Origin of the sequence: Pseudomonas sp. Pc102 (assembly GCF_018408275.1) — a bacterium.
GTDB classification, from domain to species: domain Bacteria; phylum Pseudomonadota; class Gammaproteobacteria; order Pseudomonadales; family Pseudomonadaceae; genus Metapseudomonas; species Metapseudomonas tohonis.
Map to the genome: position 1 here is coordinate 2,525,770 of NZ_AP021905.1, position 13,741 is coordinate 2,539,510.

The 13,741-nt window shown below is 58.2% G+C and carries 9 protein-coding genes and 1 pseudogene; 2 read left to right on the forward strand and 8 right to left on the reverse strand.

The window, feature by feature from the left end:
* Positions 1–30 precede the first annotated feature (30 nt).
* Complete coding sequence (locus tag PHLH3_RS11830) at positions 31–921, forward strand: NAD(P)/FAD-dependent oxidoreductase (protein ID WP_213629364.1); 891 nt, start codon at positions 31–33, stop codon at positions 919–921.
* 14 nt (positions 922–935) lie between these two features.
* Positions 936–1,395, forward strand: a pseudogene (locus PHLH3_RS11835) (class I SAM-dependent methyltransferase); the annotation flags it as partial.
* Between the two features lie 101 nt (positions 1,396–1,496).
* On the opposite strand, the gene PHLH3_RS11840 reads toward PHLH3_RS11835, so the two are convergent.
* From PHLH3_RS11840 to PHLH3_RS11875, 8 genes are all read right to left on the reverse strand, one after another.
* Positions 1,497–2,705: a hypothetical protein gene (locus tag PHLH3_RS11840; RefSeq protein ID WP_213629370.1), complete on the reverse strand. Its 1,209-nt coding sequence runs from the start codon at positions 2,703–2,705 to the stop codon at positions 1,497–1,499.
* Positions 2,706–2,941: 236 nt separating this feature from the next.
* Complete coding sequence (locus tag PHLH3_RS11845; RefSeq protein WP_173180033.1) at positions 2,942–3,199, reverse strand: hypothetical protein; 258 nt, start codon at positions 3,197–3,199, stop codon at positions 2,942–2,944.
* A gap of 935 nt (positions 3,200–4,134) precedes the next feature.
* Positions 4,135–4,545: a hypothetical protein gene (locus tag PHLH3_RS11850; RefSeq protein WP_213629371.1), complete on the reverse strand. Its 411-nt coding sequence runs from the start codon at positions 4,543–4,545 to the stop codon at positions 4,135–4,137.
* Positions 4,542–7,274, reverse strand: a complete 2,733-nt coding sequence (locus tag PHLH3_RS11855; protein ID WP_213629373.1) for an RHS repeat-associated core domain-containing protein — start codon at positions 7,272–7,274, stop codon at positions 4,542–4,544. Before PHLH3_RS11855 ends, PHLH3_RS11850 begins: the two co-directional genes overlap by 4 nt.
* 38 nt (positions 7,275–7,312) lie before the next feature.
* The gene (locus PHLH3_RS11860; RefSeq protein ID WP_213629375.1) at positions 7,313–8,968 is read right to left on the reverse strand and encodes a DUF6531 domain-containing protein; all 1,656 of its coding nucleotides are present in this window, start codon (positions 8,966–8,968) and stop codon (positions 7,313–7,315) included.
* A 19-nt stretch (positions 8,969–8,987) separates the two neighbouring features.
* Positions 8,988–9,575, reverse strand: a complete 588-nt coding sequence (locus PHLH3_RS11865) for an RHS repeat protein (RefSeq protein ID WP_213629377.1) — start codon at positions 9,573–9,575, stop codon at positions 8,988–8,990.
* Between the two features lie 1,078 nt (positions 9,576–10,653).
* Positions 10,654–12,075, reverse strand: coding sequence for a DUF6531 domain-containing protein (locus tag PHLH3_RS11870; RefSeq protein ID WP_244863021.1), 1,422 nt, complete (start codon positions 12,073–12,075; stop codon positions 10,654–10,656).
* A 9-nt stretch (positions 12,076–12,084) separates the two neighbouring features.
* Positions 12,085–13,683 (reverse strand): DUF6531 domain-containing protein, encoded by a 1,599-nt coding sequence (locus PHLH3_RS11875; protein WP_213629379.1) that lies wholly within the window; start codon positions 13,681–13,683, stop codon positions 12,085–12,087.
* Positions 13,684–13,741 lie beyond the last annotated feature (58 nt).

The following is a 13,741-nucleotide window of genomic DNA, read 5'->3' on the forward strand; positions in this document are numbered from 1 at the left end:
CTCCGGGCGAGCAGAAGAGGAGTGGCAGCGATGCAGTACGACGTGATCATCATCGGCGGCAGCTATGCGGGCCTGTCGGCGGCCATGCCCTTGGCGCGGGCGCGCCGGCGAGTCCTGGTGGTGGACGAGGGGCTGCGGCGCAACCGCTTCGCCGCGCATTCCCATGGCTTCCTGACCCAGGACGGCAATGCGCCCGGCGCCATCGCCAGCCAGGCACGCGGGCAGGTGATGGCCTACGAAACGGTCGAGTGGCTGACCGGCAAGGCCGTCGCCGCTGCGCTGACGGAGCTGGGCTTCCGTATCGAGATCGAAGGCGCGGAGCCTCGCGAGGCGCGGCGGATCATCTTCGCTGGCGGGGTGGTGGATCAGCTGCCCGAGATTCCCGGCCTGGCCGAGCGTTGGGGCAACCGGGTGTTCCATTGTCCGTACTGCCACGGCTACGAGTTGCAGCAGGGGTGGATCGGCGTCATCGCCACGTCTGCCATGTCCATGCACCTGGCGCTGCTGCTGCCGGATTGGGGCCGCACGACGCTGTTCCTCAACGAGGCTTTCGAGCCCGACCCGGAGCAACTGGCCACGCTCGCCGCGCGCGGCGTGACACTGGAGCGCGAGCCTGTGCAACGCATTGATGGTGAGCTGGATGTGGTGCTGCGTGACGGGCGGGTGATCAGCCTGGATGGCCTGTTCGTGCCCACCCGCATCGATGTCGCCAGCGCGCTGCCGCAGATGCTGGGCTGCGAGTTCGACGAGGGCTTCTACGGGCGGATCATCCGCACCGACACCATGAAGGCGACCAGCGTGAAGGGCGTCTACGCCTGTGGCGACGCAGCGCGGATGGGCGGCTCGGTGCCCCTGGCGGTGGGCGACGGGACCCTGGCGGGAGCCGCCGCGCACCAGTCGTTGATCTTCGACAGTCACTGATGGCGGAGGCTCCTATGCACCCTTTTTCCGACCCGCAGGCCGTCGCCCGCTACGCGGAGGGGCCTGTCCGCCAGGTACCCGGGTTCCATGCCTTGCAGCGGATGGCGACCATTCTGCTGGCCGAGCGGGTGCCTGCGCAGGGCCGGGTGCTGGTGCTCGGCGCCGGTGGCGGGCTGGAACTGAAAGTGTTCGCCGAGGCGCAGCCCGGCTGGCGCTTCGTCGGGGTGGACCCGTCGGCGGAAATGCTCGCCCTGGCCCGCCAGACCCTGGGCGAGCTCGAGGCGCGCGTGGACCTGCACGAGGGTCATATCGAGTCGACTTCGCTTGCGCCCTTCGACGGCGCCACCTGCCTGCTCACCCTGCATCTCCTGCCGGAGGAAGGGCGGGGAGCTGCTGCTGCACCAGGCCGGTTTCGAGGGCGTCGAGCTGTTCTACGTCGGCTTCACCTTCAGGGGCTGGGTGGGGTATCGGCCGGGTTGGAAGGCCGATCCGGCGAGCACCGGAGTGGAGGCGCTGGCAGCCGAAAAAAAGCCCGCTCCACGGAGCGGGCTCGTTGCATGGCCGAAGGCGCCGACTCAGCCGATCAGGGTGTAGCCGAAGGGGTTGTGGCGCAGGTCGCCGAGCTTGTAGCCGAAGTCGGGGCGCTTCTTGTAAGGCGTGAGCGGCTCGCTGGCTTCCTCCAGGCCGAAGGTCGCCAGGAAGGCCTTCTCGAAGCGCGCGACCGAGTCGATCTGCTCCTGCTCCGATGGCTCCGCGTCCTCGCCGAAGGCGATCACGAAGTCCGGCAGCCCCAGGTTCTGCATGCCGCAGGTGTAGAGCTTGTCGTCGTCGCTGATGGGCTTGCGCACGAACATCTTGTACAGGGCCAGCAGCATGGACTTCTGGTCGCGCTGCTCCACCGCGTCGGTCATCTGGGTGATCAGCTCGCGCCAGCGCACGAGGCCATGGGCGAGGCCCGCCGTCTCGATCTTGGCGGCGGTGATCATGCCCTTGTCGATCAGGTTGCCCAGGCAGCGGGCCGTCACCATCGAGACCGAGATGCGCGTCCGCTCGGAGAAGATGTTGCGCACGATGAAGTAGGCGGAGGCGGTGTGGTTCTCGATGTTTTCCCAGTCCTGGTCGGTCATCGAGGGCTCGGTGCGGTCCATGCAGGCCGAGTAGGAGCGGAGCATGCGGTCGTCGTTCACCAGTTCGCTGAACTCCGGGTCCAGGCGATAGGTGTCGACGAAGGCTGCGGCGGCCATTTCCTCGAACTCCGACTTCAGCGCATCGAAGGACTCCATGTTGCCCAGCACGTTGAGGATCATCGCCGGGGGCAGGCTGGCCTTGATGTTGGCCAGCTGCTCGTCCTTGGCGGCGATGTAGGCCTCCAGCGCCTCGAAGTGCTTCACGGCGCTTTCCTGGATCGCCGCGCTCTGCTCGGCGATGGGGAAGGTATCGAGCGTGTCCTCGCCCTCTGCATCCACCTCGACGGGCTGGTAGCGCACCTCGTATTCGCGGGTCTCGTGGTCCACCAGCTTGAAGATGTAGTGGCGGTGGTCGCTGTGCCCGTTCCTGGCGGCCGGGCTGTCGAAATTCTCCACCGCGACGCGGATGCGGTGCTGGTCGAACACGACGAACGCCTCCGTCTCCTCGCCATCGTCAAGTTCGAGGGTCACCCACTCGTCGTTGTCATTGCCTTCGATGTACGCGTGGAAGTGCTCTTCCACGTACTCCGAGTTCAGCAGGGCCTGGATGCGGTCGTAATCGATTGCGGCGAGAGCGGGGCTCGGGGCGTTGGCCATGGTGCGTCCTGTCGGGCTGGTTCAGCGGCTGCCGGTGGCAGCGGATGGGTGGGGGATGGGGTGTTGAGGCGGCAATTATCGAGGGAGGCAGGCAGGGAATTCTGTGAGAGAGGCCTGAATCCGTGGAGGAGGGGTGGCCGGTGGTCGGCGGCCGGGTTTGTTGGGAGCGGTTATTTGCCAGGGGCAACATCGTTGCCCCTGGCGATCCCTTCATAGGGAATAGATCAGGGCCCCGGCTATTTACCCGGCAACTGCGCCAACTCTGCCAGTTTGCAGAAGTCTTCATAGTTGTTGCGCGACAGATGGACCATCGCGTCCATCAAGGCCCCTTCCCGGTACCGGCTGAGGTAGGAGTAGTCGGCGCCGTCGCGCAAGGCCGCGAAATCCAGAAGCAACTCCGCCATCACCTGGGTGGTGTGCAGTCGCGTGTCGAGGTGGTCGACCAACTGCTGGATGCGTTGCTCCTTGTAATCGATCAGAGGGGCGCTATTCATGCCGAGGCCTCCTTTGTGGATGTCACAAGGAGACGAGCGGGGTCGTAGATAGCGAGTCGGAACTGTAATTCATGCATGGTGGAGCTCCAGTGTTAAGAGGGAAAGCCACCAGTGTTTCGGGCTGTCAAACCCGGCCAGGGGATTTACCGTGGCCGGGGCAGGATAGGGAGGAGGGGGCGGGAGGGCAAGGGGAGATAGTCAGTATCTATTCGCCGGGCTACGCGTGGCCATCCCTTCTCATGAAGCCCTTCAATGCATCTTGCCTCTTAAACTGCACTGATCAGAGTTTATTGATTACCTCCTGATCCGAATTACGCATGAAATGGCGAAAATAAATAGCACCCCAAAAAGCATCAGAGCTGTTTTGAGCGATTCGTTGCTTGCGATGTATGCAAGTGTTCCAGAGAAACCTATTGCAGTTATCCAGTCATAGGATTTTATGCTGGTTAAACCTAGGATTAAATTCCGATTGGGGGAGAAAAATTTCGCCGCTAAAAGCGAAAGGAACACTACCAATGCAATGGGTTCTGCATCTTTCTCATTTGTGAGTTTCCATAACAAGAAACACAAGAGAGAGATGCCTGCTGATGTACAAATATATAGTGATTTATTCATTTGTTGAGAGCTCTATTTCCATCCTACGGATACATCGACTGTCGAGGAGTTTCCGCTTCCTACATAAGCTCCCATGCCAGTGGCTGGCAGTCTGGCGCCTGCGCCACCTACAGAGACTGTAGGGGCTGCACCAACTTGAACACCCTGCTGGCCTAACCTGACACCCTGAACCGAAAAGGTCTGAACGGCCTGCTGAGAAAATTGATACGGCTAGCGATGCTCTGGAAAGGCTCGCTAAGCAACTGAAGAAGACAGATCTGAAGCTGCATAAAAAGACACCGGCACGAGGCCGGTGTCAGGTGAGAGCTGTATCTATAAATCTAAAGAAACTGGAAAGATAAAGACGCTCCCAAAAGGCTAAGCTCGGCAATGGTTGAAGGGGGTATGAAACCACCTTCTTGCTCATCAGAGCTCTTAACGGGAAGCACTAAGTCTATTTCTAGAAACTCAGGCTTAATGGTATCTCTGGCTTCTCGAATTCGCTCAATGCCACCAAGATGAGTCCAAAGTGCTGGAATCAGCTCATCAATTCGGCAGCCATCAGGGAACTGCACTGAAAATCTAACAAATGAGCGCTTCAATAGACTTTTTACCCCGGGCTTAACTGGTTCACCACGAGTACCAGTTTCAGAGGCTTTCCTTCCTATTGCAGACTCTACTTGTTCAGGCGTCAGCTCAAATCCACGCAAGCATAAAGCTACTGTTTTAACCTTATTAGGTGTCGCGCTCATAGTGGCTCCTTGTCTGCCCCTGGAACACCGTTCCATAGCCAAGTTTTTCCTGTGGTCTTATCACGATAGATGTCAACGCCACCTTCTCCGCGTCCCTTCTTCGCATCGTGAGCATCATCGTAGCCGGCATCCTGTGCTGCTTTATTTCCGTCCCGCTCCTTAACCTTGGTGAGATCTTTTTCATTTGGCGCTGAACTGTCGGTGTCTGATGACTCATTGAAAAGCTTGTCACCAAGATACCAGCTCAGCCCTGCTCCGATGCCTGCACCAATGACACCGCCCACAACGGTTCCTACGCCAGGGCATACAGCTGTGCCAGCTGCGGCTCCCATTTCTGCTGCGGGTGCCGTAAGTACGCTTTGTCCTTTCGGGTCAACGTATTTAAGTGGGTTTCCTTCTACATACCCGTAGGTATTCACCCCGCCTTTGAGCCCAATCGGGTCGCTCTCGACGTAGCGCCCCGTCTCGGGGTCATAATCGCGGAAGTAGTTGTAGTAAAGCGCACTGTGCGCATCGGCGACTTGGCCCGGGAAGCGCAGGATCACATCGATATTGCCGCCATAGGTGTTGGGCTGCCCCACACCAAAGGCATCGCTTTGCCAGCTCCACACCAGGTTGCCGCCCTGGTTGGTGGCCAAGCGCGGGGTGTCGAGGTGGTCGCTGTGCAGGTAGGTGAGGGTGGTACTGGCGATGGTGGTGCCGGCGGCGTCGTAGTTCAGGTCGATCTGGGCGATGGGCAGGCTGTCGAGCCAGACGTAGTAGCTGGCTTTGCTCTTCTTGCCGCTGCTGGTGTAGCGCACCTGGCCGAGCACCTGGCCGTCGGGGCCGTAGAGGTAGGTGTAGGGCGTGTGGGCGGTGCCTTGCAGCACGTCTTTGAGCACGCGCTGGCCGAGGGCGTTGTAGGCGTAGCTGGCGATGGGGGTACCGGCGTCATCGGTGACGGCGTTGAGGCGGCCCTGGTCGTCGTAGGTGTAGCGGCGGCTCTGGCTGTAGCGGGTGTAGTTGCCGGCGGCGTCGGCTTCGACGGCGAAGCTGGTGCTGCGCTGGCTGAGGCGGTTGCTGTCGGGGGCGTAGTGCAGGGTCTGCTTGGCGGTCTGCGCTTCGGTGCCGTTGTTGGTGGCGTAGGTGGTGCGCGAACTGCGGTTGCCGGTGGCGTCGTAGGCGTAGGCCTTGCGGCTGGCGGCGGCCTTTTCCTCGGTCAGGCGGTCGAGGGCATCGTACTGGTAGTCGAGGCTGCCGAACAGGCTGTGGGCGTGCGCGGTGATGTTGCCGTTGGCGTCGTGGCTGTAGGTGCTCTGCCAGTTGCCGACCTGCTGGGCGGTGAGCTGGTAGTCCTGGTCATAGGTGCGGCTGAGGATGATGCCGTTGTTCCAGGTGAGGCTCTTGAGCGGCCCGAAGGGGGCGTAGCCGATGTTGCTGGCGAGGCTGGTGGGGGTTGCGCTGCCCACCGCGAAACCGACCTGGCTGACCTGGCCGGCGGCATTGCGGCTGTAGTGGATGCTGAAGCCGGCCGGGTAGTCGATGCGGATAAGGTTGTTGGCGGCGTCGTAGGCGTAGCCGAGGGTGTCGTATTGATCACTTCCCAGTACGGACACGGAGCGCAGCTGCTCGATGAGGTTGCCGCGCTCGTCGTACTTGTAGCCGAGCACGCCGCTGGCGTCCTGCACCGCAGTGAGGCGGCCCACCCCTTTGTTGCCGTTGGCGGTCATGTCGTAGTGGTACTGGACGTTGAGCGCGGGGGTGGCGGGGTACTGGCGGCCGGTGAGGCGGTCGAGGGCGTCGTAGCTGTAGGTGGTGACGATGCCGCGGGCATCGGTCTTGCGGATGACGTTGCCGGCGGCGTCGTGCGCGTAGGTGGTGGTGCCGGTGTCGGGGCTGATGAGTTGGGTGAGGTTGCCGAGGCCGTCGTATTCGTAGCGGGTGGTGACGCCGCGTGGGTCGACGACCTGGGTGAGGTTGTCCTGGGCGTCGTAGCCGAGGCGGGTGACCTTGCTCAGCGGATCGGTGCTGGAGACCAGGCGATCGAGGGCGTCATAGGCCTTTGTGTGGCTGAACTGACGCGGGTTGGTGTCGGTGGTGGGGTTGTCGTTGAGGTCGTACTGCTGGCTGTGGGTCTGGCCACCGGCGCCGACCGAGCGCAGCAGGCGGCCGAGCTCGTCGTACACCCACTGTTGCTGCTGGGTGAGGTTGTTGGAGGCGTCCTTGATGCGCTGGGCGGTGCGGTTGCCCATGGCGTCGAGGTCGAACTCGACCTGCTCGCCGAGGTTGTTGGTGATCCTGGTCAGGCGCCGGGCATCGTCCCAGGTGTAGGCGAGCCAGCTGCCATCGCCCCGGGTGACCTTGGTGATCTGGCCGATGGCGTCGTGCTCGAAGGCGGTAGTGCCGCCGCCGACGCTGACCGAGGCGAGCCAGCCCTGCGGGGTGTAGGTGAGGGCGGTGGTGACGCCGTTGGGGTCGATGACGGTTTGCGGGGTGCCGTAGCTGTCGAAGCTGGACAGCTGGGTGATGTGACCGAGGGCGTTGGTGACGCTGGTGAGGTGGCCCTGGGCGTCGTAGGCGTAGCGGGTGACGTCCTGGACATCGGTACGCGGGCCGTCGGCGGTTTCGATCTGGCCGCTGGCGGTGTAGGTGTAGCTCCAGTTGCGCGGCGCGGCCTGGAGGCTGGCAGCGGCAAGGGTGCCGGCCAGGGCGAGCGTGAGGACGCTCAAGCGGTGGTGCAGGGGTTTCATGGGCAAGTCCTTTTCACTGTCTATTGGCTGCCAGTTGCTTATTGGTTCGCGGTTGTCTGCTGGCTCAAGAGCCTTCCTTGGGTGTCGTACGTATAGGTAATGGTTTGATCAGGGGTGACCTTGCGGAGAGGCAATAGTCGGGAAGTGTCCCAATCAATGGTTGTGGTGCGTGCGATTGGGGTTCCAAAGGCTTCAGTACGGCTGATTTCAAGGCCTTGATCGTTATAGGCGTATTGAGTGGTGAACCCTTTCGCATTGGTTTTGCTGGCCATCAGCCCACGTTGGTCATAGGTATAGGAAGCGTTGCTTTCCGGGCAGTTGGCAGTGGGCTCTCCTTCTATGCGGGATATGTGCTTGGTGCCGTTGATCAACTCAAAATGAAAGGTTGTTTCCTTGCCGAGTTCATTCGTGACGGTTGTAGTTCCATCGGTGTTGTAGCGAATGGCCACTTTCCCAATTCCGTTTGTAAATGCACTGGATGTGGCTCGACCTTTAGCGTCGTATGTCCAGGTTACGGATCTGATGCCGCGTTCATCGATGATGCCGGTCAGGCGTCTCGAGTCTCCGTCATACAGATAAGAGCGTTTCTCGGTTTTCCCAGAGGGGGCGTACGCGCGGGTAACCGATTCAAGCCGCTGCAGATTGGTATAGGTGTACGTGATGGATAGACCACCAACGGTCAACGTTTGTGGCTGGTGCAGGCCGTCTTCATACAGGGAAAGCGATGCGCCCGTGCTGCTGTTGATACGAAGAAGGGTGCCGTAGTCTTGAATGACCTGATAAGTGCCGGATGGCTGATCAACACGGATTAGCTTGCCCCTGCGGTCGAAGGTAAGTTTTCGGCGGTCAGGCGAAGTGTAGATCCAGTAGTCCGGAGTTTTTTCCAGCCGGCCTGACCTTGGTGACGCAGACGATATTGAACTTCCTTGAATGTTGAAATTTATCTCGCTGCCGTCATGTGCTTCTACGGTGACGAAATTCTCACCAAGCCTCAAGTTGTCTGAATAGTTATGTCGCCAAGCACCGTCGATGCTGTTGTAGAAGCGGCGCAACTCAAGTTCTTTGCCGTTGCTGTAGTCAGTTTCCGTTTGGAAACTGTTCCCCACCGAAAAGTTAATAGGATCACCACTTACAGGGCAGGACTGTGAGGTAGGGATGCCCCGCTGTGCAGTGGATTGGGATAGAGGTTTGCAAGATGCATCGAGTTGGCGAATTTTAGGATCGTCAAGCGAGGCTTCGCCATCGCAACGTTTTCCCAGGTCAGCCGGGATGCTATCGCAAGCTCCTGTTTTTGGATTGTAGGAAGTATTGGCTCCGCAATTGTCGCCAAATCGGTGCGTGCTGGCATTGACGTTGGTCTGGCCTCTGTATTCGCCATAAAGATAGTAATCATAGACGCATTCGGCTGTATCAGAGGCTGTAAATTTGAGTCCACGATAAACGAGTCTTTCGGTACTTGAGGTGAAACCGTCGATATCGCATGTGGCTTCGGCTGATGGATAGTTAACGCCCTGCCAACCATTTGGATAAGCGTTGACTTCCCAGTGATAGGGCTCGGCAATTGATGGAAGCGAATAAAGCATTCCCAAGTAAGCGAGCAGCGCTAGCGGCTGGCGTTTTGCTTTTGCATTGATGCTAAGCCTGCCTCCTTCTATGCGCAGCGGAGAAAGCAGATTTTGAAGTAAAGCGTTCATTACAAAGTCCATGTGTTGATCAGCGCTGGCTTACGCTCTGGCTGAGTGGTCGTCCTTGGTCGTCGTAGCTGTAGGTGGTGATGCGATCGGGCTCGGTCACGCTGGCCGGCAGGAACAGGGTCGGGTGCCAGGTGGTGGTGATGGTGCGCGCCTGGTGCGTGCCGAAGGCTTCGGTGCGGGAGACTTCGAGGCCACGGTCGTTGTAGTCGAAGGTAGTGACGTTGCCCTTGTTGTCGGTACGGGTCTTCACCAGGCCACGGTCGTCGTAGGTGAAGGTGGAATTGCTGTTGGGGCAGTTGGCCGAGGGCTCGCCTTCGATGGCGGTGATGCGCCGTATGCCCTGGATGGTCTGGAAGCGGTAGGTGGTGCGCTTGCCGAGGGCATTGGTGACGGTGGAGGAGCCGTCGGCGTTGTAGCTCACCAGGGTACGTTCGGCACCGCCGGCATGCTCGCTGGAGATGGCACGGCCCTGGTCGTCGTAGGTCCAGGTGGCGTAGCGGATGCCACGTTCGTCGGTGATGCCGGTGAGGAGATTGGGGTTGGCGTCTTCGTATTGATAGGTCTGGCTGGAAACAGCCGCGCCTCGGGTGGTGGTAACAGCAGTCAACCTTCTGATTGAGTTGTATGTGTAGCTGACGGACGTTTCTCCCATTACAAATTGCTTGGGCTGATATTCAGCATCCTGTCGGAGAGTGGCCGTGTTGCCGAGAGAGTCCTTGATGGTTATGAGCGCATCGAGATACGTCAAAGTTTGCCATTGACCATTTTTCTCGGTGATTTTTGAAAGCCGGAGTGCTGAGTTGAAGCTGAATTGGGTGCCGTTAGGCTCTTGAAAAGACCACTCTTCCCCTTGGCGGGTGAGTATTCCGCTCGCAGCTATGCCGTAGCTATTTACACCATCCTGTAGTTGAAATTTGGTTTCACGGCCATCTGCGCGCACAAGGGTTAGAATGCTTGTGTTTTTCTCAAGGTGTGTTGAATAGCTGTGTCGCCAAACTCCGTCGGTACTGTTATAGACTCTTGCCAAACTAATGTTCGAGCCATTCACGGCAGGGGTGTCTACCACAGTCTGAACTTTGTTCCCAATCGAAATATTTATTGGGTTTCCTTTGCGGTCACTTGGTATTGCGCAGGTTAAGTCATTGAGTGGTAAGCCTTTTTTGGCATCCAGTATAGGAGACTCAGTGCAGATAGTTCCGCCACTTGCGGAAACAGTACCGGGCGGGCAGTTCTGTGGGTCGGGACTACAAATGCCAGTATTGACATCCATCTTTGTATATTGGGAGCATGCATCGCCAACAAGAAAGATAGGGATACTGCGATTCATGCCGGGAGGACCCCAATAAGCTTCATTAAAGTTGCAGTAAGCAAAGCGGCCGGCAATATCAATAGGGGTGTCAATATAAAAGCCAGAGTTATAAGAGGCATTAAAAACACTCTTACAGATGGCTAGGGGGTCTGGGCCTCTTTGGTTGGCATATTCCCAGTAATAATCAGCAGCTTCGGAATCCGAAACGAGAAGGAGTGCGGAAATAAAGAACGTTACGAGGTACCGCATATGGCACTTTGCTGCCAGTCCCGGGGCTGCGCCCGCAACTGGTAGCGGGGCGCTATCTTGAAATGAAATACGAATCTGCAATTTAAATCATCCTTGTTTGCATATTGGAATCTGACCGTGGCAGCGCTCAGCGCTGGGTAGTGGCTTGTCCAATCATTCTTCCCTGAACGTCATAACTGTAACTGGTAGTTCTGTCAGGTTCTGTGATGATCACCGGCAGAAACAGGGTCGGGTGCCACTCCGTAGTAACGGTACGCGCTTGGGGCGTGCCAAATGCTTCGGTGCGGGATACCTCAAGGCCACGCTCGTTGTAGTCGAAGGTGGTGATGTTGCCTTTGTTGTCGGTACGGGTCTTCACCAGGCCCCGGTCGTCGTAGGTGAAGGTGGAATTGCTGTTGGGGCAGTTTGTCGAGGGTTCGCCTTCGATGGCGGTGATGCGACGCACGCCCTGGATGGTCTGGAAGCGGTAGGTGGTGCGCTTGCCGAGAGCGTTGGTGATGGTGGAGGAGCCGTCGGCGTTGTAGCTCACCAGGGTGCGCTCGGCACCGCCGGCGTGCTCGCTGGAGATGGCACGGCCTTGGTCGTCATAGGTCCAGGTGGCGTAGCGGATGCCGCGTTCGTCGGTGATGCCGGTGAGGAGATTCGGATTGGAAGAATTTTCGTAATGGTAGAGCCTCTGTTGCATCACATCGCCATGATGCTGCGTTACAGCAGTGAGTCTGTTGCCATTATATGAGTAGCTGATTTGATGAGCCCCGTCTGTGGCTGAAAGCAGTTGGTGAGCGGTATTTTCCTCAAAGCTTAGGGTATGCCCGCTTTCGTCACTCACTTGAATCATTGAGCCGATATAACTTAGCGTCTGAGTCTCTTTCTGAGGATGTGTGGTCTTCGTAAGGCGACCTTGCTGGTCGAAGAAATAAGTCTCTCCATCACTAGACGAGTAACTGAATCCCTCAGTAGTTGCCTTCAGTATCCCAAACTCATCAGGCTCCGACTTTATCCGGTTGTCATAGTTCGTGAAAAAAGACTGCCTGCCTGATGCATGGATGAGGGTGATCTGAGCGCCTGTGATCCAGAGACGGGTAGAATAGCTGTGGCTCCAAGCGCCGTCATAGCTGTTGTACGTTCGAGTCAGGCTTAATTCCGCCAGGCGCAGATCTTGCTCATTCTGTGTTTTGTTCCCAATGGCAAAATTTATGGGATTTCCTTTGAGACTTGAAGGGCAGCTCAATTGCGTTGAAGGAGTGCCAATCTGTTTTTGTGGCATGCTCGATTGCGAAACTGGTATAGAGAATAAAGCTGGAAACCAGCCGTGTTCATCCCAAGGTCGATTCACGCAATTGTTTTCAATTTTCCAGCCTTTGCTGAGCAGTGCGCGCATCTGTGGGTTTCGAACCTCAGTCCAATAGTAGCCATGTGCTATTCCTGTTTGGCCAACATTGATATAGCTGCATCCATATATAATCCAGTCGGTAAGCGTGGGCTCTGCCATGGCTGAGCTGGATACTGAAATAAGCGCCATAAGAATTATATTTTTTTGATCGAGCATACTATTACCTTAACGCGAGGTTTTTGTCTGCGCTAATAGCCTTCCTTGTTCGTCATAACTGTAGTTAGTGGTTTGATCAGGTTCTGTGATGGTGGCCGGTAAAAACAGGGTCGGGTGCCAGGTGGTGGTGACGGTGCGTGCTTGGGCAGTGCCAAAGGCTTCGGTGCGGGACACCTCAAGACCACGCTCGTTGTAATCGAACCTGGTGACATTGCCCTTGTTGTCAGTGCGAGTCTTCATCAGCCCGCGTTCGTCGTAGGTGTACGACGAGTTGCTGTTGGGGCAATTGGCCGAGGGTTCGCCTTCGATGGCGGTGATGCGGCGGATGCCCTGGATGGTCTGGAAGCGGTAGGTGGTGCGCTTGCCGAGGGCGTTGGTGACGGTGGAGGAACCGTCGGCGTTGTAGCTCACCAGGGTGCGTTCGGCGCCGCCAGCGTGCTCGCTGGAAATGGCACGGCCTTGGTCGTCATAGGCCCAGGTGGCGTAGCGGATGCCGCGTTCGTCAGTGATGCCGGTGAGGAGTCGTGAACCGGGGCTCGGATCGTAGTGATAGATGCGTTCGCTCACCTGGCCATCGAGCGTCTTGGTGAGTTTCGCGAGGCGGTTGAAATAATCGTACGTGTACTGGATTTCAATCGAGTTGCCTGCTAGCCGGGTCGGTTGATGCCGTTCATCCTCGGTCAGTGCAAGGCTGTTTCCTGCATCGTCCTGCAAGGTGATCGCGCTGGTTCCATAGCTCAGTGTTGTTTTTTCACCCGAGGGCTGAACGGTATAGCTGAGGCGCCCCTGGCCATCGAAGCCCATGCGTTGATTGTCGGGAGCGGTGTATTCCCAGACGCCCGCAACTTTACGTAGCTCCCCTACACCTTCGCCGGTGGCGTGGGCCTGGTCGCCAGATACCTGGAAGTAGATTTCCTTGCCGTCAGGCAGTGTTATCAGCGCGAAACCCGTGCCTGCGTTCAGGCTTGCCGAGTAGTTGTGCCGCCAGAAGCCATCGATGCTGTTGTAGGTCCGCCGTAAGGCAAGAGGCGAGTTCCCCTGGAAAGTGAAGTCCTGCTCGGTCTGGATCTTGTTTCCCGAGGCGAAGTTGATTGGGTTTCCTGCCGTCGCACCACACGAAGGACCTGCTTCATAACCTTTCTGGCTAGGCGAGCGCGAAAGGCTCTTGCAGCTTCCATCGATCTGCTTGATGAGCGGATTCCCGGCGGTAGCTCCAGATTGGTCCTGGCATACGGAGCCGGCTGACGCATCCGGAGTGGTGCACTTGAGCTTGGTGGGATCGTAGATCGTGCCGCCACTACAGCCGTCGCCAAACCGATAGACCCCCAGAGGTAGCCAAGGGCCTTCTCCCCGGTTCACGCCTTCAGGGGTGATGTAGGTGAAGATGCATTCGACCGCATCGGGTCTGACGAACCGATAGCCGCGATAGATGAATACCTGGCCTTCGGAAGTCGTATGTTCACCGCCCCTGCAACCTGCTTCAGGGTTCTCCACCAGAGGACCCCATCCGCCCCAGCACCAGATTTCCCAGATGTAGTCATAACCGTAGAGGGCGAATGCGTTGTTGGAACTGGCGAGCAGAATGAAGGGGAGAAGGTATTTGCGCATCGAGCAATCCTTTGTCGTAGACAGCCGCAGGGGGCTGACCGCATCCGGCGGTCAGCGC

Excerpts from the sequence above, each read along its gene's own strand:
- PHLH3_RS11855 (WP_213629373.1), bottom strand. The coding sequence starts at position 7,274 with ATGAAACCCCTGCACCACCGCTTGAGCGTCCTCACGCTCGCCCTGGCC.
- PHLH3_RS11870 (WP_244863021.1), bottom strand. The coding sequence starts at position 12,075 with ATGCTCGATCAAAAAAATATAATTCTTATGGCGCTTATTTCAGTATCC.
- PHLH3_RS11840 (WP_213629370.1), bottom strand. The coding sequence starts at position 2,705 with ATGGCCAACGCCCCGAGCCCCGCTCTCGCCGCAATCGATTACGACCGC.
- PHLH3_RS11830 (WP_213629364.1), top strand. The coding sequence starts at position 31 with ATGCAGTACGACGTGATCATCATCGGCGGCAGCTATGCGGGCCTGTCG.
- PHLH3_RS11875 (WP_213629379.1), bottom strand. The coding sequence starts at position 13,683 with ATGCGCAAATACCTTCTCCCCTTCATTCTGCTCGCCAGTTCCAACAAC.
- PHLH3_RS11845 (WP_173180033.1), bottom strand. The coding sequence starts at position 3,199 with ATGAATAGCGCCCCTCTGATCGATTACAAGGAGCAACGCATCCAGCAG.
- PHLH3_RS11850 (WP_213629371.1), bottom strand. The coding sequence starts at position 4,545 with ATGAGCGCGACACCTAATAAGGTTAAAACAGTAGCTTTATGCTTGCGT.
- PHLH3_RS11860 (WP_213629375.1), bottom strand. The coding sequence starts at position 8,968 with ATGAACGCTTTACTTCAAAATCTGCTTTCTCCGCTGCGCATAGAAGGA.